The organism is Acidihalobacter yilgarnensis (assembly GCF_001753245.1).
Lineage (GTDB): Bacteria > Pseudomonadota > Gammaproteobacteria > DSM-5130 > Acidihalobacteraceae > Acidihalobacter > Acidihalobacter yilgarnensis.
In genome coordinates this window covers 746,901-770,000 of the sequence record NZ_CP017415.1, presented here as the reverse complement: position 1 = coordinate 770,000, position 23,100 = coordinate 746,901, and the positions used below count along the sequence as shown (strand labels likewise).

The window sequence follows — 23,100 nt, the reverse complement described above, 5'->3', positions numbered from 1 at the left end:
GGCAACATACCCCGCCTGAACCGATCAACAAACGCCTGTTGCGCCAGGACACCCGCGCCTTCGCCGTGGAATCGGTCCACGAGTTCGCAGCCAAGTTGCATCTTGATGTCTCGTGGATTGGCGCCCGCCGCAACTTCTTGGCGCAGTCCCTCAATATCGTCCGCCGATCTAAAGCTCAGTAATTCAAAGTAGCGCCACATCAGGTCATCGGAAACCGACATCAGCTTGCCGAACATTTCATCAGCTTGTTCAGTGATACCTATATAGTTACCCAGCGACTTGCTCATCTTCTGCACGCCGTCCAGGCCCTCGAGTATGGGCAACGTCATGATCACCTGCGGCGCCTGCCCGTATCCCTTCTGAAGCTCACGCCCCATGAGCAGGTTGAATTTCTGATCGGTGCCACCTAATTCGACATCGGCGTGCATGGCGACCGAATCGTATCCCTGTATTATTGGGTAAAGGAATTCATGGATCGCGATCGCGCGTCCTTCACGATAACGCTTACTGAAATCATCACGCTCTAGCATGCGCGCAACCGTGTGTTTGGCCGCGAGCCCAATCAAATCCGATGCACTCATCTCGCCCATCCAGGTCGAGTTGAACATAACGGTTGTATTGGCAGGATCGAGTATCTTGTATATCTGTTCTTCATAGCTGCGCGCGTTAGCCAACACATCCTCTCGCGTCAGCGGCGGCCGGGTAACGCTCTTGCCTGTCGGGTCACCAATCATGCCGGTGAAATCACCGATCAGAAACAAAACCTCATGCCCGAGCATCTGAAACTGACGTAGCTTGTTAAGAAGTACGGTATGCCCCAAATGCAGATCTGGTGCCGTCGGGTCAAAACCGGCCTTGATCCTAAGCGCCCTGCCTGACTGCAGACGGCTCCGAAGCTCCTCCAGCGGCAAAATCTCATCCACCCCTCGCTGTAGCTCGGCAAGAACGCCATCCACCGATACTTTCACCATGTAACTGACTCCGTAGCCTTGGGGCAGCGATTGACCCGTCGCCGGCTCCCGTTTATGTTGCGTCGAGCCACCTTGCGTCATGGAGATACCACACGGTGCTGCGACAAGACTTTAAACATCGCGTAGACCATCGCCCCTCAAAGGGTCACTGGCGCCTGCGTTATACATTGCTCGCTGCCGGTCTTGGCATCATAGGCGCTGTGCTGGCCAGCACCTCACCGCCAAACAACAACGAATCTCGCGCGCGGCCTGCGGACAATCCTCGCATGGCGGCCGATCATATCGAAAAAGCAGCAACGACGGCACGTAGCCACCTCACCCTTAAATTGCCCGCGTATCATGAGGGTGGTGTCGTATTACCCGCCTCAACGCCATCCCCTCGCCCCGAAGCCTCTTCTGAACATACGATCCACAAGATCGTGCGCCCTGGCGATACGCTATCCGCCATATTGCAGAAGGTCGGTGTCGGCACGGCCCTAGGGGGGCTACTGCAAGCCGATAAGCACATGAACCAACTGAATCAGCTTGCCTCAGGCCAAACACTCGATCTCATCATTGCAGATGGGCAACTTCAACAACTTGATATTCAGAACGGCATGACGAGCATCACCCGTTTTGAACGCGAGGACGGCATCTATCACGTCAGCTTGATCGAACGCAGCTATGAACGACGTCAAGTCCAAGCGCATGCCGTGATCAAGGACTCACTATATGTCGATGCCCGAAAGGCCGGTTTATCCGACGCACAGATCATGGCACTGGCCGACATCTTCGCCTGGGATATCGACTTCGCCCAGGACATCAGGCCAGGCGATCATTTTACAGTTGTCTACGACGCCCTCTATGACCATGGCGAAAAGGTCGGCAACGGCCAAATCGTCGCTGCCGAATTCGCCACACAAGGGCATTACTACAAGGCCATACGTTTCACTCACGATGGGCGTGACGACTACTACACGCCAGAAGGGCGCAGCCTACGCAAGGCCTTTTTGCGCACCCCGGTCAAATTCACCCGCATCAGCTCTCGTTTCGGCTTACGCAAACATCCGATTTTGAACCGTATGCGTGCGCATAAGGGGGTGGATTACGCCGCACCGATGGGTACGCCAATTCGCGCTTCAGGGGATGGAAAGGCTATTTTCGTCGGCTGGAAGGGCGGCTATGGCAGAGTCATTATCCTCCAGCACGGGCACCGCTACAGCACGGTGTATGGACATCTATCACGCTTCGCGCATGGACTCAAGCCCGGCAGCCGCGTCCGCCAAGGCACTGTAATCGGCTACGTCGGACGTTCGGGGCTGGCAACAGGGCCACACTTGCACTACGAATTCCGAGTCAACGGCGTACATCGCAATCCGTTGACCGTCGCACTGCCAGCCGCGGCACCCTTGCCTGACCGTTACAGGGCATCCTTCAAGGCACGCAGCACGCCCTTGCTCGCGATGATGACCGAATACAGCCGCACCGCGCTGGCCTTGAGTTCGCGCCAACCCTGATGTCGCCCCTGTATATCGGCCTGATGTCCGGTACCAGCCTCGACGGTGTAGACGCCGTCTTGGTTGAAATAGACGATTCGATCATCACGCATCGCGCCGCAATCACCTTTCCGATGCCAGACCCGTTGCGGCAAGAAATCCTTGCGCTCATCACTTCATCAAAGACGATAGACCTACAGCGATTCGGCGTGCTCGACGTCCAATTGGGTGAACTGTTCGCGACAGCCGTGCTCGATCTGCTGTCACAGAGCAACTGCCGGGCGACATCCGTTTGCGCGATCGGGAGCCACGGCCAGACACTTTGGCACCAACCCAACCACGAAAATCCATTTACGCTTCAGATCGGCGATCCCAATCGCATCGCCGAACGTACCGGGATCACCACCGTCGCCGACTTCCGCCGACGCGACATGGCAGCAGGTGGGCAGGGCGCGCCACTGGTGCCTGCCTACCACCACGCCCATCTCCGTGCAAGCAGTGAGACGCGCGTAATTCTAAACCTGGGCGGCATGGCCAATATCACACTGTTACCGAGCACTCCGGATGCACCAACGACTGGCTTCGATACCGGCCCCGGCAACGTACTCATGGATCTGCATGCCAGAATACATATGGATTGTCACTTCGACAAAGCGGGCGCCTGGGCGGCCAGCGGGTGCGTCGATGCTCAATTGCTCGGCGACATGTTGGCCGATCCGTATTTCACGGCGCCTCCCCGAAAAGCACAGGGCGCGAACGCTTCAATGAAGCATGGCTGCTGGCACATACGCATCGGCACCCGGGCTTACCGGCTGCCGATATCCAAGCCACGCTCGCCGAACTCACGGCACGCAGCATCCGCGATGCGGTAAGCGCCTATGGATCAAACTGTGCGCGCATTCTGGTCTGCGGGGGCGGCGTTCACAATCAACACTTAATGACGCGCCTCAAGCAGCTCATGGCCCCGATAACGGTCGAATCGACCGCCAGCCACGGCGTGGAGCCAGACTGGGTCGAGGCGACGGCCTTTGCCTGGCTCGCTGACCGCACCCTGCGTGGGCTGCCGGGGAACCTACCCACCGTGACCGGCGCGCGGCATCCCGTCATCCTCGGCGGCGTTTACCCTGCCAGTCTCTAGCGCGATACTGGATTGTGCTTCTCGGAGAGTGTCGCCAATGCGCCCTCAATCGCATCTCCCAGTCGACGCGCCCAATCCTGCTGCCCCGTAGCCGTGCTGATCAGATCCTGACGAATTTCGACCAGAAGATAGGGCAAGCCCCTACGCTCTGCATGTTCGCGGATCGTATAGTCCTGCAATTCGAACAGTGAATAGGGGGCATTCTCAGCCACGATCAACCCCGGCACTTGCCGCAGATAAGCGCCGACGGCATCCGCCAACCGGCGATCTTCACGAAACAGCAAACCACAATGCATCTCTCTCACGACATCTTCGTACTTTGGCGTGAAGCTGTGGACCGCAATCAATGCCTCCAGGCGCCCCTGTGCCTGCCGGGCATCCAGCAACTGCCGCACAAAGTCCTGGAATGGCGTCCAGATCGCATCGATACGCGCCTGCCGGGCCACCGGCGCCAGGGCAAGATTGCCGGGGATGGTGGTGTGCTCGCTACGCTCGGGAATGCAGTCGGGGTCTTCGGCGAGGCGATTGCAGTCACAGACCAATCGGGAATAGACCTGCGCAGCCAAAGGCGCATCAAAACGTCGGGACAGAGCTTCGGCCACCGCATAGGCGCCAATATCCCAAGCGATATGCGAATTCAGCGCCGTCTCTTGAAGGCCAAGGCCATCCAACCGCTCTGGTATGGCCTGTCCGGCATGTTCACAGACAAAGCACAAGCGGCCTGCGCCCGCTATACATACGCCAACCACAGGCGGGCACTCATGAGGTCCAAGCAAGGGCGCGTGCATTCCCTTCATCATGGCTACTCGTCGCTAACACGGCGCGCAACACGAGAAAGGCGACCATGTGGTCGCCTTTCTCGTGTTGCGCGGTACATTATTGATTGCTTACACGGAGAACGACGAACCGCAACCGCAGGTAGTCGTAGCGTTCGGGTTACGGATCACGAACTGCGCGCCCTCCAAACCTTCGGTATAGTCGATTTCAGCACCCACTAGGTACTGATAGCTCATCGGGTCGATCAACAATGTCACGCCGGCATTTTCCACCGCCGTATCGCCGTCGCTAACATTTTCGTCAAACGTAAAGCCGTACTGGAACCCGGAACAGCCGCCTCCACTCACGAAGACGCGGAGCTTGAGATCCGGATTGTTCTCCTCATCGATCAGCTCTTTGACCTTGCTCGCCGCGGAATCGGTGAACAACAGCGGATCGGGCATTGTGTTTTCGGCCAGTTCGGTACTCATTGGGGACTCCCTCCATCGCAGGGGTTTCTGCCAGGTGAACACGCTAGCTTAAGTTGACTGATTTAGTCAAGAATCAGTCGTGGTGTCGGCTTGTTCCTGATCCTCCCGTCGGTCTTCCAATTGCAATTTCCCACCCTTGCGATGCACCAGATTGCCGTTTACTTCCGCACCGACCGCCATTTCCAGGAGGTTGTAGTACACATCACCCCTAATTTTGGCGTTGGTCGCAAGCTCAAGATGCTCTGACGAATGCACATCGCCATCCACCACCCCATTGAGCACAATATTAGGGGCGTGGACTTCTCCTTCAATGGCGCCGTTCTCGCTCAACACCAGCATCGTTCCGCTGGTATCGCCCGCAGTCACGTTACCCTGTACACGCCCGTCCACATGAAGGCCGCCGATAAAACTCACACCCCCCGTGATCACGGTACCTTTACCGATAAGTGTATCGACCCGCACCGCGTTGAATTTTTTCTTCCCGCCCCACATGACCTAACCCTCTCCTGTCGTCGCCTGTTTCCAGGTTACCGTCTGCTCGACACCCGCCACCTTGCGCGTGAAGGGCGTCACCTTGATCTCGACCCGCTGTGGCACAAAACCATCTGGCAGGGAGAAGTTACCACTGAAGTCGTGGAAATACCGGAATGAGAAATCGAGCCCGCCACCTACCAGCGCAGCCATGTCCAGTTTCTTGGTATGCCCATTCGACTGCCCGACAATCTGAACACTAACGCGTCCTTTGACGACCGCATGCTTGTCCTGCACCTGCGTTAGAACAAGGTGGTAACGAAACCCGTGCCGCGTTCCAGTGGCCGTCAACGCAAAGCGCTGAAGATGCAAACCGGGCTTGAGCTTGGACGGAGACACAATGCTGCGATAGAAGGAAACCTCCTCGGTCAAATCGGCCAACTTACCCTGCATCTGATTGAGCATGGCCTGAACCCGCCGCATGGCTTCGCGATCAATTTCGCCAGAGCGGCCAAGCTGCGCGCTATTGCCCAGGAGCTGTTGGTTACGTTGCTGCAGGTAATCCACCTGATTGCGCAGCTTCGACAAGGCTGCCCGCATATGCGCGGAGGCTACCCCAGATGCGTGGTAACCAGCCCAGTAAAGTCCCACCCCCGCAGAAATCAGCAGCACGAGCGCAAGCGCAAGCCCTAAACGATTACGCACGGGGTTGTGTGAGCGAAGCTCATAAGCCTTGGTTGAAGGACGTCGCATCGTCAAGGCGCAATCGGTGAAAAATTCAGCCCACTCGTCTCTGGCAATCCGAACATCAGATTCATGTTTTGCACCGCCTGCCCCGCGGCACCCTTGACGAGATTATCGATTACGGAGAGCACGACGACGCGGCCCGATTCGGGCGGACGATGCACGGCGATACGGCACAAATTAACACCGCGTACGCTGCGCGTCTCGGGATGGGAACCCGGTGCCAACACATCCACAAAAGGTTCATCCCGGTAAGTCGTCTCGTACACGGCTTGCAAATCCACCTCGCCGGAGACCTCCGCGTAGCAAGTGGCATGAATGCCACGAATCATCGGCACGACGTGCGGCACAAAAACCAACTCACGAGAGCAGTTCGCAATCCCGTCGAACGCCTGACGGATTTCGGGAAGATGGCGATGCCCTGCAACCCGGTAAGCACGAAAATTCTCGCTCAGCTCGGTTAGCAAGTTATCCACCGCTGCACCACGGCCAGCACCACTAGCGCCCGACTTAGCATCGGCGATCAAGCTGCCAGGCCCCGCAAGCCCAGCTTGCAACAATGGCAGAAAAGCCAATATTACGGCGGTGGGGTAACACCCCGGATTGGCAACTAGGCGCGCATTCCGTATGGCTTCGCGATTCAGCTCCGGCAGTCCGTAGGCAGCCTCGCTTAACAACTCAGGACAGGCATGCGGTTCGCCGTACCATTGCGCCCAAACGTCCGGATCTCGCAGACGGAAATCCGCGGCAAGATCGATGATCCGTACATTGTTCGCCAATAAGGCGGGTACCTGATGCATCGCCACCCCATTCGGGGTAGCGAAAAAGACCACGTCGCACGCAGTCAGATCCGCGTCCTCTACAGCTTGGAAGCGCTTGTCGATCCGGCCGCGAAGATGCGGAAACACATCATCCACACGCTGCCCGGCCTCACTGCGCGAAACCAGACAATGCAGCTTTGCGGCGGGATGCTCCAACAACAGGCGCACCAGTTCCATACCGCCGTACCCGGTGCCACCGACGATACCGACATGTATCCGATCCATTTTCAACCTACTCAACATCCACAATGGTGCGACATCTTATAAGCACGCAAGGTCAGATGCCACAGGACCGGGCCTGCTTGCGTTCCAAGGATGCATACACAACAATATGTCCTTTTTGCGGACCGGCACCACGCGGTACGCACCGTCCTCGTTGTTTCGCCCAAAGGCCCCATGTTCAGACGGATCGTGCAATCGACCCTCGGCCGGCTCGCGCCGGATGGCTGGCGAATCCGGCTGATCTTCTGGGTCGGCGCGGTACTGGTCGGCCTCGTCGCGAGCTTTTTCGCACGTGCCGCGGACTACGCCAATCATCTATTTCATCAGCTCGTCGCCATCTCTCCTTATCTGCCCCTGGTGGTAACGCCAAGCCTGATCATGCTCGCCGCTTGGATCACACAACGATGGTTCCCAGGCGCCGAGGGTAGCGGTATTCCTCAGTGTATTGCGGCCCTCGATATCCATGAGGAATCGGTACGGGCGCGCATGCTGTCCTGGCGCATCGCCTTCGGCAAAATCCTGCTCACGCTGCTTGGTCTACTGAGCGGCGCCTCGATCGGTCGCGAAGGCCCTACTGTGCATATCGGCGCGGCATTGCTATTCAGCCTTGGGCGCCTCGGACGCTTCCCCTTTCATTATATGGACCGAGGCATGATTCTCGCTGGTGGCGCCGCAGGTATTGCCGCCGCCTTCAACACCCCGCTGGCCGGCATCTTGTTTGCGATCGAGGAAATGAGCCGCTCCTTCGAGGAACGCACCAGTGGCACGCTGATCACCGCCGTACTGCTGGCCGGCGTAACGTCGATCGCCCTGCTTGGTAACTACACCTATCTGGGCATCGTCCCGGCCAATGTATCGGTACGCACCGGATTATTACCCGTTCTCGTCTGCGGCGTTGCCGGCGGGTTACTCGGCGGCCTGTTCAGTAGCCTACTGATTCACGGTCAGCGCCGGCTACGTCCGATCTACAAGCGCCACGCCCTGAAAGTCGCCGGGATCTGCGGCCTGGCGATTGCGCTCATCGGTCTCGCCTCTGGGGGACTGACTTACGGCTCCGGGTACGATGCCGCACGAGGCCTTGTGCAGAACACGCAAGCCGTCAACGACAGCTTCCCCTACCTCAAACTACTGGCCACGGCGGTTTCCTATTGGAGCGGCATCCCTGGCGGTATTTTTGCCCCGTCACTTGCCACCGGCGCGGGTCTCGGCGCACATCTTGCCCACTGGTTCCCGCACACCCAACTGGCCGCGATGGTGCTACTCGGGACCGTCGCCTACTTCGCCGGCGTCGTGCAAACACCGATCACGGCCTTCGTGATCGTCATGGAAATGACCCACAATAACGACCTCCTGATCCCGTTGATGGCCAGCGCGTTCATTGCCTATGGCACCTCGCGGCTGGTCTGTCCCAAACCCATCTATCGTGCATTGGCGGAAGACTTCCTGAGCACCGCGCCCAAATCCGCGCCTGCCGTCGCGGAACCGCCCGCCCCCAGCACCAAGGTACCCTGAGCGAGATGCTGTCGGTCATCGTCCCCACCTACAATGAACGCGACAATGCCGCGGAACTGATCCGCCGTACCCTGGCCGCATTCGACCTCATCCAAGAACCGGTTGAACTCCTGATCGTCGACGACGACTCGCCGGACGGCACCTCCGCCGCGATGGCGGAAGCAGCGGCGACTCACCATGCCGGTGAGCGTGTGCGCGTGATCACGCGGAGCACCGACAAGGGCTTGGCCAAGGCCGTTGCCGCGGGCTTCGCAGCGGCACGTGGCGATGTGCTCGCTGTGATGGACGCTGATCTTTCCCATCCACCGGAACAGTTGCCGGCGCTGCTCGGCGCAATACGCAAAGGCGCTGATGTGGCCGTCGCCAGCCGCTACGTCCCCGAAGGCGGCACCGAGGGCTGGCCGCTCAAGCGGCGTATTATTTCCCGCGTCGCCTGCTGGCTTGCCAAACCCCTGACGCCGATCAGGGATTCCACCTCGGGTTATTTCGCGCTACGCCGCGAGTGTCTAGAGTCGGTGGACTTCGTGCCGCGCGGCTACAAGATTGGACTCGAGCTGTTCGCCCGCCTACCGGGTCGGCATACCGTTGAGGTTCCCTTCGTATTCCGTGATCGCACACGCGGCTCAAGCAAGCTCGGCGGGGCGGTCATTCTTGCTTATCTGGTACAACTCGCAGCGCTTTATCGCGACCGATTTCCTCGCCTGATCGGCTACCTGCAATTCGGACTGGTCGGCGTGCTCGGTATGGCCGTCGATTCAGCCACCTTCGGCATGGCCTACTGGTATATCGGGCTCAAGGCACTCGGCCCAACACTGGGCGGCTTCTTCGCGCAGACGCTCTCCTTTCTGGTCGCCGCACGCTTCAATTTCGCCCTGAACCGACTGTGGACCTTCCGGGAAAGGCGCAATCACGCGCGCATGAGCGTTTTCCTGGCTGTCAGCCTGGTCGGTTTCGCCCTACGCAGCCTATTGTTCGAATTCATCGTCAACCTACCCCCTCCCGCCGCCGGAGGCCTATGGGCAGGTCTGGTACAAGCCGTCAGCGTCGAGCAAATCGCGCTGATCCTGGGCGTCGTACTCGCCAGCGCCTGGAATTTCTACGGCAGTCGGCGCTGGGCCTTCCCGGCAGGCGACGAAGCCGCGCCCGAAGGCTTGCCCCAGCCAAGCGAACTGATCGCACGCAGCTGGGTCGTCATCCTGCTGATCAGCGCCGGCATACTCAGCATCCTGTTCGCGTCACAAACACCGCTGACCTTCGACGAAACCTATTACTGGCAATGGTCGCGCCACCTGGCTTGGGGGTACTTCGACCACCCGCCCATGATCGCCTATCTCATCGCTGCCGGCACCCGGCTGGTAGGCACCAATCCATTGGGTGTGCGCCTTGTCCCCGGCATGCTCGCCGTGACCCTCGCCTGGATGATGTACCAGCTAGGCAAGGCCTATTGGCGTAGTTCACGTGCCGGCCTTTGGACGCTCGTATTGACCGTGACCACCCCTCTGTTCGCAGTCGGCAATATGATCAGCACGCCGGATACCCCGCTGCTGTTCTTCTGGACCGCAACCATTTTGCTGACCCTGCGAGCGCTCGAGCGCGAACGCCTGCTCGACTGGCTACTCATGGGTGCCTGTGCAGGCATGGGTATGCTCAGCAAATTCCCCATGATCCTGCTCTATCTGGCCCTGCTGTTCGCCCTGCTCGCCACCACGCGTGGCCGCCGAGCGCTGAGAGGGATCAAGCCCTGGTTGGCGCTGGGTGTCTCGGTGCTGGTTTCACTGCCGATGATCGTCTGGGAATATCAGAACAACTTGGATTCGGTCATCTTTCACCTCAAGCAAGGCCTCGGGCCGGCGGCGGGTGCGCATGATCACGTCACCGGACTTGCCACCTTCGGCCAATATCTACTGGGGCAGGCCGGCGTGTTGACGCCGCTGGTCTTTGCACTGACGCTGGCCGCAGTCGGCTACGCCATGTTGCGCCCAGCACCAGGCAACCCTAGCGGGGCAAACGCTGAATCCACGCTGACGCCAGCCGAAATCCGCCCCTTTCTGCTGAGTCCCGCGTTGGTGACCTTCGGCGTATTCGGCGCAGCCAGCTTCCTGCAGAGCAGCGGGCCCAACTGGAGCGCACCGGCCTACGTCACCGCGCTGCCGCTCGCCGGCGGATTGATGGCCGCGCTGATCCATCATCGTCTGCGACCACTGCGCTGGCTTGCCGGCGTCACCATCGGCTTTGCCGCCATGGTCTCGCTGTACACGCATATCGAGGTCGCGCATCCATTGATCCCCTACCCCAATTATCCGCTGACCTTCCCACTGGATCGCACACCATTGGCAAACTGGGTAGGTCGGCTTCGCGAGCAGGAAACGCGTGATGGCAAGACACCCTGGATCGTCGGCTCGAATTATAAAATTGCCAGCGTACTCGCCTTCGACATGCCGGATCGCCCGACAACCTACGATCCCTTCGAGATCGGCTCCGGGAGCGCTTATCTCGCTTGGCAGCAACCGCCAGCCAAGGGCACGATGGGCATTTACGTCAGCCACAATGCGCACCCATGGGAGCTGTCCCGCCTATTTATGCACTATCGGCCTCTGGGCGACTTCGCACTGACCCGCCTCGGCGTGACGCTGCGGCACTACTACGCCTTTGTAGGCGAACTCAGGCCACAGGCATTCGACCGCCGCTAGGCCTGACGCCGCGTTCAACAACAACCGGGCGCATGACCGACCTGCTCGGTGGCATCGCCGTCCGGGCAAGGTCCCTGCTCGACCTGCACTGCCGAATGGGTAATGCCATAACGGTGAGCCAGCAGTGACTTGACCGCCGCCAGCACCTGCGCGCTATCGCTCCCCGGCGCTGCACGCAAGTGCATCGTCAGCAATGGCCGCTCAGGCGTTAGCGACCAGACATGAACATGATGAACATCGAGGACGCCGGGCACCTCGCGCTGCAACACATCGCAGAGCGCCGCGACATCCAGATCCGCAGGCGCAGCCTCCAGCAGTACCTGACCGCTCTCGCGGATCACCGCCCATGTACTGCGCAGAATCAGCAGACCGATCAGCATCGACAGTAACGGGTCGATCGGCATCCACCCAGTCATCATGATGACGAGTGCGGCAGCGATTGCGGCCACCGAGCCGAGCAGATCGCCAATAACATGCAACAAAGCAGCGCGCCGATTGAGGTTCCCATGGTCGTGGTGTCCGCCGTGGAGTAGTGCGAACGACGCGATATTGGCGAACAACCCGAGTGCTGCGATCAGTAACATCTCACCTGCGGCCACGGGTTCGGGGTGGAACAGGCGCAGTGCCGCCTCGTAGTAAATGCCACCAACCACGGCCAGCAATACCAGTCCATTGACGAAGGCAGCCAACACCTCCAGACGATGGTAACCATAGGTGCGATCATGATCCGCCGGTCTGCGAGCCATGCCCACGGCCAACCAAGCCAATCCCAACGCGAAGGTGTCGGTGAGCATGTGCCCCGCATCCGCGAGCAGCGCCAACGAACCGGACCACCACCCGCCAGCAGCTTCGATCAGCATAAAACCCGCGGTCAGTAACAATGCACCCAACAGGCGGCGACGATCTGTGCCACCTGCATGATGGTGATGCCCATGACCGTGATGCCCTTCGGCATGGCTCACGGGACCGGCTTCCGAATGGGCATGGGGATGCTGCGAATGCGACATACTGTGACAGACCTCAACCGACTGAACGTGCTCGCCACTTTATGCTAGGCGGACAGACACTGCCAAGCCGCGAATGCTGCCCACACTACCGCGACGGGGTCATGCGCAGCAATCGTACCGGACTGGGCACTCCTGACCGCTGGCGGTGAACCACGCGCGTCTGCACGCCGGCCCCCTCAAGCCAGGTCGCTCCATTGGTGGCTAGCTCGCCGTAACGCGGCAGCAGCAGCAAACCCAACGGCGCCACTAGGCGACGTTGGCGCAAGCTGCCCACCCATACCGGCCGGCCGTCGCTCAGTCGCAGTGTGCTCGGCCACAGCCGAAGTACAAGTTCGCGCGTACCAACCGCGTCATCATCCAGGCTATGAATTCGCACCAGCACCGGTCCGCGTCCATCATTCAGTCGCGGCAACATTGGCAACCGGCGATTATCGCGTCCCGGTAATAACCAGTTCAACGCATCGCCTGGCGTCAGTGGCGGCGGCGCCACCCAGCCGTGCGCGCCCAGAAAGGCTTCAATAACCGCCCGGTCGCCGGCCCACTGGATATTCAGCGGCTCGGCCGGCTCGCCATCCAAACGCCTGCGCAAGGCGGGTAATGATCGCCAGCCTTCGTGCCACCATTGAGCATCCGTCAATTGATGGTTAAATGTGATCACGGCTAAGGGGGGCGATGTCGGGGGCACGCGATACCCGATCGCCAAACCGGCAACGCTCGCCATGATGCCGCCTAAAAGCAAGCCACGCACCGCTCCGCCCGCGCCCGCGTGCGTCAAACAGGCGACACCGACCAGAGTGACCCAGATCATGCCCAGCAAAAGCCCGCCCAGCCAGCCGGACAAGCCTTCAATACCCAGATACACACGTGCAAAACCCACTCCGGCCAGCAGCAAACCCACGACCGAATAAGGTAGCCAGCGGAGGTCGCCTCGTAGACGCTGCGCGACCTGCATCGCGATCAGGCCATACAGCGATACCTGCCAGGCACTGCTCGCACTCAAGCGCGCGGGCTGACCCAACACGGCCGTCATGCCCAATGCCAACAACACCATGCCGAGTAGCGAAACCCCGAGCCAATAGAGCAAGAGTCGCCATTCGCGGCGCCCCGCCAACCAAATCCCACCCCACAAGGCCAAGGCAGCCAGCGATGGCACCGAGCCGAATCCGCTCAACCACTGCATGGCGTGATCGCCCCAAGGCGAGCGCATCTGCGCCAGATAACGGAAAATCGCTGCGTCGGCCTGATGCCAGACAGTCCCCTCAGCGAGCGCGTGCAACCCCCAGGTAGCAACGAGCAGCACCAGTGCGGCAGTCGCCAAAGCCCCCAGATCCGGCGAACGGGGATCGATCAACAGGCCAGCGAAACGCCCAAGCCACGGACGGCGTGCGCGCTGCTGGGCCACCAGCGCCAAGGTAGCGACAGCACGCGGCACCAGCCAGCGATGCAATCGATGCACGGCCCAGCCGGTCAGCCAAAGCACGGCGACCAGCAGACCGAACAACAGCGCCAATCGCAGAGCGATGCGACTGAACAAATCGAAGGCCACCCCAAAACCGATGCCGGGGGCAAGATAGGCAGGTGCCCACAATACCGCGGAGACCACATTCGCAAGCAGGAAGCGTCGCGGTGCCATGCGCATCATGCCCGCGACCACAGGCACGATCGGGCGTACCGGACCGACGAACCGCCCCAGCAATACGCTCTTGCCACCATGCCTCTCGATGAAGCCCTCTGCTGCACGCAGCCATTGCGGATGCGTGCGGAATGGCCACATTCCACGCACGCGATCACGGTAGTAATATCCCAACCAATAGCTCAGGCCATCGCCGATTATCGCGCCGGCAACGGCCGCCGCCAGCGTGGTCCATAGATTGAGTGCGCCCGCTGCGACCAAGGCGCCGATGGCAAACATGACGGCCGTCCCAGGAATCAGCAAACCGACCACCGCAAGCGATTCACCCAGCGCGATCAGGAATACCACCACGCCTGACAAGCCCGGGTGAGCGGCAACCCATGACACCACGAACTGTAGCCAGGAATGCATGGGATCAGCCTCGGCGCAATACGGCAAGCATGCCTGCGGCAGCCACGGCCGTAAGACACGCGGCTAGATAAAAGGCGGAACGCTCTCCGACCTCCTGCCAAACAGTACCAAACAGCAGCGCCCCCGGCAGCGTCAAGGCACCGGTTATCAGGTGATAGAGTCCGAAGGCCGTACCCTTGAGACGCGCCGGCGCATAATCGCCGATCAACGCTCGCTCGGCACCTTCGGTCAACGCCAACGCGCCGGCATAGGCCAGGAACAAACCCCAAATTGTCGGGGCGGCGCTCCCAGCATGCGCCAGGGCGAGCAGCAAAACGACCCGTGATGACCAGCCGACAAACACTACCGGCACCCGCCCCACACGGTCAGACAATGCGCCCGCGGGCCAAGAAAGCAAACTCTTGACCAAACTCGCGGCAGCCCAGATCAAAGGCACCCAGACGATTTCAAGTCCGCGGGACCGCGCCCATAACACTAGAAACACCTCCGGTACGGTCGCCAAAGCCAAGCCACCCGCTGCCAACAGCAAACCCTTGAGCCGCGCATCTAGTTGAGACCAGCGCAAATGCGGAAGAGGGACAGTCTCGAGTTTCGGTGGAACTGGCGGACGCCCTGGGAGACCGAAAACCAGCAAGGCGAGCACTAGGACGCCAGGGACCACCGAGGCCAGAAACACGTGCCCCAGCGGCACCGAGAGGCTCAATAATGCGAAGGCAAGCAACGGTCCGACCACGGCGCCCGCATTGTCCATGGCACGGTGAAAACCAAAGGCGTGTCCACGCCGCCCCTCACCGCTGGCGGCGGCGATCAGCGCATCGCGCGGCGAGGTGCGCACGCCCTTGCCCACTCGATCGAAGAAACGCAGTCCCAGCACCCAACTCCAACTCAGCGCCAAACCGACCAATGGACGCGCAATATTGGAGATGCCATAGCCGCCAAGCAGCAACCATTTGGGCGGCACGCCGCGATCTGCCAGACGCCCGGAAATCAACTTAAGGAGACTCGCAGTGGCTTCCGCAACGCCCTCGATCAGCCCTACGACCATGGGGCCGGCGCCCAGGGTCATCGTCAGGAACAAGGGCAGCAGCGGCGTGATCATCTCCGAAGCCGCATCGTTGAGGAAGGACACAAGCCCCAGCACCACCACACTGCGTGGCAGTGTCAGTCGCGCGCGTACGGCCGCCATTCGGCTCACTACGTATGTGGCGTCACGGTGGGGTTTGCAGCCGAGCCCGCGGGCGGCGCGGAAATTTCGGGATGGGCAACGGCGGCCCCGCCACCCGCCGCTGGCGTTGGTGCAGACACTGCAGGCTTTGATGTGGCGCCACTCACGTAGGCGTCTCCCTTGGCCATCGCCGCCTCGGTCTGCTTGTTGAGCACGATGATACTGATGCGCCGGTTAACCGCAGCCAGCGGATTTTTCTTGTCGAACAGAACCGTATCACCAAGGCCGACGATGCGCGCGACCTTGGTTTTGTCCATATCACCGGCGATCAACGCACGGCGAGCGGCGTTGGCTCGTTCGGTAGACAGTTCCCAGTTACTCATATCGGCATTGAGAAAGAGATGCGCATCAGTATGCCCGGTGATGCTGATTTTGTTCGGCACGTGATTCAGGAAATCGCCGATTTTTTCGAGAATGGTCTGCGCGTAAGACTTGAGGATGTCACTGCCCAGGTCGAACATCGGGCGATTTTCCTTGTCCACGATCTGGATACGCAGGCCCTCCGGCGTGATGTCGATCAGCAGCTGATCCTTGAACGGGCGTAGTGCCTGACTGCGGTCGATGGCCTTGCGCAGTTCGACCTCCAGCGTCTGCATACGCTGATGGTCGCGCGCCTGCGCGGCCTTCTCCAACTCCTCTGGAGTCGGTGCGCGCGCGCCGCCGATGCTGTGCATCTGCGTGGGCCCGGTCGGCATATCCTGGGTGCCACCCAGCTTGATCATGCTGGTGCTCGCGCCACCTGGCCCTTGGATCGCGCTGGGGTGCTTGAAGAAGTCTGAAATACCCGCTCGTTGCGGCTTGGTCGTCGAGCCCAGCAGCCACATCAACAGAAAGAAGGCCATCATCGCGGTGACAAAATCCGCATAGGCCACCTTCCACGCCCCACCGTGGTGGGCGTGGCCCTTGACCACCTTCTTGATTACGATCGGCTGCTTTTTGTCATCCATCCGGCAAACCTAGCCCCTGTTGCCTTTGAGGTGCTCCTCCAACGCCTGAAAACTCGGACGCACGGTGGCATACATCGCCTTGCGACCAAACTCGACCGCAATCTGGGGACTGTAACCTTGCACCTGAGCCAGAATGCAGGTCTTAATACACTCGAAAAAATTGGCCTCTTCCTGTGCGCGGTGCTCCAGCGCCACCGCCAACGGGCCCACAAAGCCATAGGCCAGCAGAATGCCGAGGAAGGTGCCGACCAGGGCGGCTGCGACGTGCATACCGATCACCTGGGGCGGCTGGTCGAGGCTCCCCATGGTGATCACCACGCCGAGCACCGCCGCCACGATACCGAAACCCGGCAGGCCATCGGCGACGCGGGTGAGCGCATTCGACGTCTGGTGCGATTCATGGTGATGCGTTTCCAGTTCCAAGGACATCAGGTTGTCCAATTCAAAGGGATTCATGCCACCGGACACGATCAGCCGCATATAGTCTACGATGAACTCCAGGGCATGGTGATTCTTGGTGATTTTGGGATATTTCGAGAAGATTTCGCTGTTTTCAGGCTCTTCGATGTCAGATTCCACCGCCATCAAGCCTTCCTTACGCGCCTTGGTGAAGAGGTCATACATCAAGGTCAGGAGGTCGAGATAGGTTGCCTTGCCGTACTTCGAACCGCCCATCAGGGTCGGCACACCCTTGAAGGTCTTCATGATCAGGCTCATCGGATTGGAGATCATGAAGGCGCCGAAGGCCGAACCACCGATGATCAGCAGTTCATACGGCTGCAGTAAGGTGGCAAGATCCCCATGAGATAGGATGTAACCACCGACCACGCTGCCGGTAACGATAAGGAAGCCGATAATGGTATTCACTCAAAACCCCTGATGACGCCCTGCTGCCGGTTGATTATCGTTCCCATCAGACGCCTGATGCATAAAGGGTGCATCATAGCGAAAGCCGGAACGCTGATGTAGGCTTTTGCCCACGGGCAACCTATCTAAGGTCATGGAGAGATAAGGCATATAGCCCATGCAGAAACCCGAATTCCCCTGTCTGCCAGGCACCATCGCGCGCCTGAATACTCTGGCGAACGATCAGAAGCTGTCCGCCAAGCAGCTCGGTCGTGCTATCGCAACCGACCCTGCACTGGCCGCCGCGGTGGTCTATCACGCCATGCACGTCCAACATCGCCATCTGGGCAACCCGCTCAGCACCTTGCGTCAGGCCTCCATGATGCTCGGCATTAAGACCGTGACCGAACTGGCTGAAGCGCTACCTCAGGCCACCGAGCGCATGCAAGGCGCACGCCTTCAGCATTATCTGACCTTGATGGGACGCTCGGCGCTCGGCGGCATACTGGCTCTAAGTGTCGCCCGAGAACGGCGCGACCTGGAACCCGGAGAGGTCGCCCTCGCTGGGTTACTCTTCCCCCTCGGCGAACTGGCGCTCTGGGCGGTCAGCCCCGTTGAAATGGAAACCCTAAGCACCCTGCTGAGTCAACCCGGCGTACAGGCACAAGAGGCAGAATATGTCGTCTTCGGCACCGGAATCGAGGATGCCGGCCGTACGCTAGCAGAAGCCTGGGATCTGCCCGAGCTTCTGTGCCGGTCTCTGGAACCGACCAACGCCCTGCAGCCCAGGGCATTGGGCGTAATGCTCGCTGCCAAGATTGCCTGGCATGCAATCTCCCGCTGGGAAGGTGCCGGCCTGACCAGCGACCTCCGACTGATGGCCAGTTACCTGGGCATGAACCAGAGCGGGCTAGCGGTGTTGATCGATGGCGGAATCATGGAATTCAACGCACGCTGCCAGGAATATGGTCTGCCGCCTACACCGCTACTCAAACACGTGCCATTCCAGGAACCCAAGTCCCAGGAAGCAGCCTTCTGCCTCGCCCCTCAGCCCGAGGTCTTCTCAAGAGTCGAAGACCGCCTGGCATCGCTGAATCGCGAACAACATGCCGCGATACTGGAGTCCTTCATTTTCGCCCTACATCGGGGATTGGGGCTCAACCGCGTGATCTATGCACGCCTCGAACGCGACCCCTTTCCAGTATTGACCGCCGAGGCGGTCATCGGGACGGATTACGAACCGGAATTCAACCGCTTCAAACTCTCGCTGGAGGGCGGGCATCTGTTCAGTCGTCTGATGGCCAAACCCATGGCCTTCTGGCTCAAGGGACGCAGCCAGAAGGCGGCGTGGAATCTCGTGCCTACGGAAATACGCAACCTCACCGGCACCGATCAATTTCTCGCCTGTTCTATCTTCGTTCAGGGCCATGCGGTGGGCATGGTCTATGCCGATCGTCGCCATGCCAGCTGTGGTATCGATGAACGGACCTTCGACCACTTCAAACAGGTATGTCGAATGGCCGTCAAGGCGCTATCCAGAGCGCCCGAGCCCGCATCGCCCGAGCCTGCTGAACAGCAGGCAACCAACCCAAGCACCTAAATCCCTAACCAGATCGTAACTGGCCAGCCCCCGACCCAACCTCCAGACTGCGCGCATGAATCCATCCCCGTCCCCACGATTGCGCCGTTGGCTCTGGCTGTGCGCCTTATTGCCTTGGATGAGCGTCCATGCCGGCACTCCACGCAATACGCCAGCTGAAACAGTGACCTACCATCCCCGCTATATGGCCTACGCCGCAGTCGAACCCCTGCAGCAACTGACCATCCGGGCAGACCACGCGGGCTATCTAAAGGACCTCACCCTACGACCAGGCGACCGACTTCGATCGGGCACACCCTTCGCCAGACTGATCGGACCCGCCATCACCGCCGCGCTCAGACAAGCCGAAACCACGCTGGTGGAAACCCGCCGTCGCGCAACACTCGCGGCCGATTCCCTGCGCAGCGCGCAACGCACCTACCCCGCCTTCACGAATCGCCGCGAACTCAACGCCGCAAAAGCGGCCGTAGCCAGCACCCACGCCGCACTTCAGCAAGCCAAAACAGCACTGGATAGCCTGCGCGCGCGCGTCATCCTACGCAGCCCGGCGAATGGACAGGTCACGGCTCTGCGCGCCGCCAACGGCGAGCGCGTCACCCCTGGCTCGCCAATACTGACACTGCTACCGAGTGGCGGCCTTTGGCTGCGGGCGGCGTACTATGGGGGCGACAGCCAGAAAATCACTCTCGGTATGCAAGGGCGCTTTATACCCGCCGACGGAAACTCGCCCATCGCGGTGCGCGTGATCCGAAAAATCCCCCGATACAGACCGACGGCGCACAGGGCTTCGGGCTGCTCGCCATATCGACCACAGCCTGGGCGGACGGTGAGCGGGGCCGCGTCGAGCTTGAAGGCCCAGCCCGTCAAGCAGTCGCCGTGCCCACTTCGGCCCTGATACTCGACCAAGGCCAATGGTGGGTACTGACCTTGCAACAAGGTCAACCCCAACGCACGCCGGTCACACCCGGCCCGGCACGCGGCGCACGAACCCTCATCATCTCCGGGCTCGCCGCCGGCACCCCCGTCGTGGTCCAGAATGCCTACCTCATCTTCCACCGCGACTTCGCGGCGCACTACACCCCGCCTGACTGATGGGCATACCTGCGCTACTCAAACGCCCGCTCCTCTGGATCGGGCTGTTCGCGGCCCTGTTCGCCTATGGGCTCTATGCGCTGTGGCACATACCCGCAGAGGTCCTACCACGCTTCGGCTATCCGCAGATCGGCGTCGTCGTTCATGACCCCGGCGCCACCGCGGAGGAAATGGAAACCCTGATCGTTCGCCCGCTGGAAGGGCAGCTGATGGGGTTGACGCACCTGCGCAGCCTGCGCAGTACCATGGGACAGGGCACCGCACAAATCACCGCCCGCTTCGACGAGGGCACCGATCCGCAACTCGACCTGCAGGCCGTGTACGGAGCCATCGATCGGGCGCGCGGGCAATTGCCCGCCGGCACACCCCCCCTCGCCGAAGTGATGGGCAACGCGATCAACGAAATCGCCGACTACAGCGTCGACATACCCGTCGATGTACCCGCCTATCGCGTCCAACGCGCCATCCGCACGCGGATACTGCCCGCCTTGCGCGCGGTGCCCGGCGTACAGCGAGTGGAGCTGTTCGGCAGCGGCGACGAGGCGCTGTGGATTCAGCCCGACCTCGGCGCGCTGCATCGCTATGGCATCGGCATCACCGCGCTGGCCCGCGCGGTGCGGGATCAAATCGTACTCGGCCCCGCCGGCCGCCTCGACCTCGGCCATCAGGACGTTCTAATCGAGGCCCGTCACCTCCCGATCAGCGGGGAGGCTGTGCGCGCAATTCCAGTGCCTACGGCCAACGGTGAAGTGCCACTGGGCAGTCTCGCGCGGGTCGTGCGCGCGGCCACGCCGATACACAGCGCAGTCGAACTGGATGGCCACCCGTCACTGGGATTGATCGTCTTCAAACAGGCCGGCGCCTCAACCATCCCCGTCGACCATGCCGTCGCCGCCACACTCGCGCGCTTGCAGAATCAGCTCCCGCACGGGGTACGCTGGGTACCGATCTACCGGCAGAGCCACCTCGTCGGCCTGATCGGGAGCGACCTCGGGCGCAACCTCCTTGTCGGCGGGCTACTCGCGATTGCCGTGCTGCTGTGGTTGCTCGGGATTCATCGCGGCGTGTGGGTACTTGCGCTGAGCATTCCGCTGTCGCTACTGCTCGGCATCGCCGGGCTGTACGCCTTCGGCCAGAGCCTCAACCTGCTCACCCTCGGCGCGCTCACGGTGGCCGTCGGCCTCCTCGCCGACGACGGCATCATCGTATTGGAGGCCATCTACCATCGCTGGGAGCAAGGTCTGAGCGGGTCCGAGGGTGTCCGCGCTGGCCTCGGCGACATCGCCGGCGCGGACATCGTCGGCACGTTGACCACCGTGGCCGCCTACCTGCCACTGCTCGCGGTGGGTGGGCTTGCCGGCCTGTTTTCCAATCCATTCGCCCTGGCCATGAGCCTGTCTCTGCTGGCCTCGCTGTTGGTATCGCTGACCGTAATCCCGCTGTTGCTGAGCCGCATTGGCACGGCCGGAAACGCCACACGCAGCGGCAGGTACTTTCTCGACTGGCTGCAACAGGGCAACCAGCGCCTACTTGGGCTGACCCTGAAACGACCGCGCCTGAGCGCCCTCGCTGCAGCAGGCCTATTCATCCTGAGCCTAGGTGCGCTCATCATCGTGCCGGTGAACTTCATGCCCCTGCCCAACGAAGGCGTCCTGTTAGACGGTTTCACCCTGCCCCCCGGCAGCTCGCTGGGCCAGACCCGACTGGCCGTGCAACAGCTCACCCGTCGCCTACGCGCCGATCCCGCAGTGGCGCACACCTTTGCCCGCATCGGCTCGGCGCGAGGCACCGCCTATACCGAACGCGCCTTCGCCGGGGAAATCCAGATCGTGCTCAAAGCGGGGGTCGACACCGCCGCGCTGGATACCATCTCCGCGCGCCTGCTACGCGAGGCAGCGACCGATGGCGTGCAACAAAGTATCGACACACCCACCATAGAGCGTCTTGGCGAAAGCCTCTCCGGCCTGCCACAACCGTTCGAACTCACCGTCTACGGACCGCACCTGGACACCCTGAGACAGATTTCCACGCAAATCGCCGCGCGACTACGTCACGTCTCGGCGCTGGCGGACATCTTCAACAACGACAGCTACCCGGTGCCGGTCATGCAGGTTGAGCCGCGCCCAGACGCTCTGCGCGCGTATGGCCTCAATCCCCGTGACTTCTATCGCCAACTCGACCTGTTGTTGCACGGACAGACGCTGGCACAGGTACCCGACGGGGAGCAGCCACTTGCGCTCTACCTGCGCCTACCGCACCCCCAGGGACTAGGGCTCGACACACTGCGCCACCTGCCATTGCATACCACGCACGGCTGGACCCCGCTCGGTCAACTCGCCAACCTGAAGATGGAACAGACGCCGAACCAGATCCGACACCTCGACGGCGCGCGCGCTGTGGACATTCTCGCCACACCCATGGCCTCCCTCGGCACGGTGATCGCCGCCGCGCGTCGCGCTCTTCAAGGGCTCGTCATGCCACCCGGCTACCGCTACGCCTTCGGCGGTCTCTACCCGCTGTTGATTCACACCGCCTGGGTACTCGGGCTGGCAGCCTTGGGCGCCCTGGCCCTGACGCTGGGCATCATGGCACTGCAATTCGACGGCTTACGCCTCGCCGGCATTCTGCTGCTGCAGGCGCCCCTGGCCTTCACCGGCGGTGCACTTGCGCTGGCCGTCAGTGGTGTCGGGCTCAACGCAACCGGGTTGATCGGATTTCTGACGCTGATCGGTATCAGCCTCAATCACGGCATCGTGCTACTCAGCTATGCGCGCGCCAACGAGCGTGCCGGACAAACACCCGAAGCTGCGGTACGCGCCGCGGTGCACGCGCGTTTCCGCCCCATCGTCCTGACCACGCTCACCGCCGTACTCGGTATGCTGCCAACCGCACTGGGCTGGGGACTGGGTGCTGCTCCCGAGCAGGGATTGGCCATCGTGGTGCTGGGTGGCGTGATCTGGAGCTCGCTATTGAGTACCAACCTGCTGCCAGCGCTTTATCTGCGATGGGGGCACCGAGCGGCCACGTCAATGCGTTAGGTCGGTCAGC

Annotated in this window: 18 protein-coding genes and 1 pseudogene (1 of these 19 cut by a window edge); 8 read left to right on the top strand and 11 right to left on the bottom strand. The window is 61.1% G+C overall.

The genetic code is table 11. The annotated features are described in order from the left end of the window. Positions 1-971, bottom strand: the 5' portion of a protein-coding gene (gene tyrS / locus BI364_RS03680; protein ID WP_070077609.1) for a tyrosine--tRNA ligase. 250 nt of this gene lie to the left of the window's left edge; only the first 971 of its 1,221 coding nucleotides appear in the window; it begins with the start codon at positions 969-971; its stop codon lies beyond the left edge, outside the window. Positions 972-1,066: 95 nt separating this feature from the next. Here tyrS and BI364_RS03675 point away from each other — a divergent pair, with 95 nt between their 5' ends. Beyond that, a complete protein-coding gene (locus BI364_RS03675; protein WP_156782607.1) occupies positions 1,067-2,467 on the top strand; it encodes a peptidoglycan DD-metalloendopeptidase family protein in 1,401 nt (466 codons plus the stop codon). Beyond that, positions 2,467-3,584: pseudogene (locus BI364_RS03670) on the top strand (anhydro-N-acetylmuramic acid kinase). Before BI364_RS03675 ends, BI364_RS03670 begins: the two are co-directional and overlap by 1 nt. Here the strand turns inward: BI364_RS03670 and BI364_RS03665 are convergent. The 5 genes from BI364_RS03665 to argC form a co-directional block, all read right to left on the bottom strand. Next, on the bottom strand, positions 3,581-4,384 hold the full coding sequence (locus BI364_RS03665) for an N-formylglutamate amidohydrolase (RefSeq protein ID WP_070077607.1): 804 nt from the start codon (positions 4,382-4,384) through the stop codon (positions 3,581-3,583). The pseudogene BI364_RS03670 and the gene BI364_RS03665 sit on opposite strands and share 4 nt — an antisense overlap. 87 nt (positions 4,385-4,471) lie before the next feature. After that, the gene (erpA, locus tag BI364_RS03660; protein WP_070077606.1) at positions 4,472-4,831 is read right to left on the bottom strand and encodes an iron-sulfur cluster insertion protein ErpA; all 360 of its coding nucleotides are present in this window, start codon (positions 4,829-4,831) and stop codon (positions 4,472-4,474) included. Positions 4,832-4,897: 66 nt separating this feature from the next. Further along, positions 4,898-5,323 (bottom strand): bactofilin family protein, encoded by a 426-nt coding sequence (locus BI364_RS03655; protein WP_070077605.1) that lies wholly within the window; start codon positions 5,321-5,323, stop codon positions 4,898-4,900. 3 nt (positions 5,324-5,326) lie between these two features. Continuing rightward, complete coding sequence (locus tag BI364_RS03650) at positions 5,327-6,055, bottom strand: DUF6776 family protein (RefSeq protein WP_070077604.1); 729 nt, start codon at positions 6,053-6,055, stop codon at positions 5,327-5,329. A 2-nt stretch (positions 6,056-6,057) separates the two neighbouring features. After that, positions 6,058-7,092, bottom strand: coding sequence for an N-acetyl-gamma-glutamyl-phosphate reductase (gene argC / locus BI364_RS03645; protein ID WP_156782606.1), 1,035 nt, complete (start codon positions 7,090-7,092; stop codon positions 6,058-6,060). Between the two features lie 90 nt (positions 7,093-7,182). On the opposite strand from argC, the gene BI364_RS03640 reads away from it, so the two are divergent. Next, positions 7,183-8,601 (top strand): chloride channel protein, encoded by a 1,419-nt coding sequence (locus BI364_RS03640; protein ID WP_197495843.1) that lies wholly within the window; start codon positions 7,183-7,185, stop codon positions 8,599-8,601. A 5-nt stretch (positions 8,602-8,606) separates the two neighbouring features. Beyond that, positions 8,607-11,291, top strand: a complete 2,685-nt coding sequence (locus tag BI364_RS03635; protein WP_070077602.1) for a glycosyltransferase family 39 protein — start codon at positions 8,607-8,609, stop codon at positions 11,289-11,291. Between the two features lie 14 nt (positions 11,292-11,305). On the opposite strand, the gene BI364_RS03630 is transcribed toward BI364_RS03635, so the two are convergent. The 5 genes from BI364_RS03630 to motA all read right to left on the bottom strand — a co-directional run bounded on the left by BI364_RS03630 (position 11,306) and on the right by motA (position 17,381). Beyond that, positions 11,306-12,253, bottom strand: a complete 948-nt coding sequence (locus BI364_RS03630; RefSeq protein ID WP_233279573.1) for a cation diffusion facilitator family transporter — start codon at positions 12,251-12,253, stop codon at positions 11,306-11,308. A 130-nt stretch (positions 12,254-12,383) separates the two neighbouring features. Beyond that, positions 12,384-14,342, bottom strand: a complete 1,959-nt coding sequence (locus tag BI364_RS03625; RefSeq protein WP_070077600.1) for a VTT domain-containing protein — start codon at positions 14,340-14,342, stop codon at positions 12,384-12,386. Positions 14,343-14,346: 4 nt separating this feature from the next. Then, positions 14,347-15,528 (bottom strand): MFS transporter, encoded by a 1,182-nt coding sequence (locus BI364_RS03620; RefSeq protein WP_070077599.1) that lies wholly within the window; start codon positions 15,526-15,528, stop codon positions 14,347-14,349. 8 nt (positions 15,529-15,536) lie between these two features. Then, the gene (gene motB, locus BI364_RS03615) at positions 15,537-16,514 is read right to left on the bottom strand and encodes a flagellar motor protein MotB (protein WP_070077598.1); all 978 of its coding nucleotides are present in this window, start codon (positions 16,512-16,514) and stop codon (positions 15,537-15,539) included. 9 nt (positions 16,515-16,523) lie between these two features. Then, positions 16,524-17,381, bottom strand: a complete 858-nt coding sequence (motA, locus tag BI364_RS03610) for a flagellar motor stator protein MotA (RefSeq protein ID WP_070077597.1) — start codon at positions 17,379-17,381, stop codon at positions 16,524-16,526. A 157-nt stretch (positions 17,382-17,538) separates the two neighbouring features. Here motA and BI364_RS03605 point away from each other — a divergent pair, with 157 nt between their 5' ends. From BI364_RS03605 to BI364_RS03590, 4 genes are read left to right on the top strand one after another with little or no spacing between them, the layout of a single operon-like run. After that, positions 17,539-18,960 (top strand): HDOD domain-containing protein, encoded by a 1,422-nt coding sequence (locus BI364_RS03605; RefSeq protein WP_070077596.1) that lies wholly within the window; start codon positions 17,539-17,541, stop codon positions 18,958-18,960. Between the two features lie 55 nt (positions 18,961-19,015). After that, the gene (locus tag BI364_RS03600) at positions 19,016-19,855 is read left to right on the top strand and encodes an efflux RND transporter periplasmic adaptor subunit (protein WP_083251137.1); all 840 of its coding nucleotides are present in this window, start codon (positions 19,016-19,018) and stop codon (positions 19,853-19,855) included. Continuing rightward, positions 19,837-20,052 (top strand): hypothetical protein, encoded by a 216-nt coding sequence (locus BI364_RS03595; protein WP_070077594.1) that lies wholly within the window; start codon positions 19,837-19,839, stop codon positions 20,050-20,052. Before BI364_RS03600 ends, BI364_RS03595 begins: the two co-directional genes overlap by 19 nt. Next, positions 20,052-23,090, top strand: coding sequence for an efflux RND transporter permease subunit (locus tag BI364_RS03590; RefSeq protein ID WP_070077593.1), 3,039 nt, complete (start codon positions 20,052-20,054; stop codon positions 23,088-23,090). The genes BI364_RS03595 and BI364_RS03590 overlap by 1 nt, the downstream gene beginning before the upstream one ends. Positions 23,091-23,100: the final 10 nt, after the last annotated feature.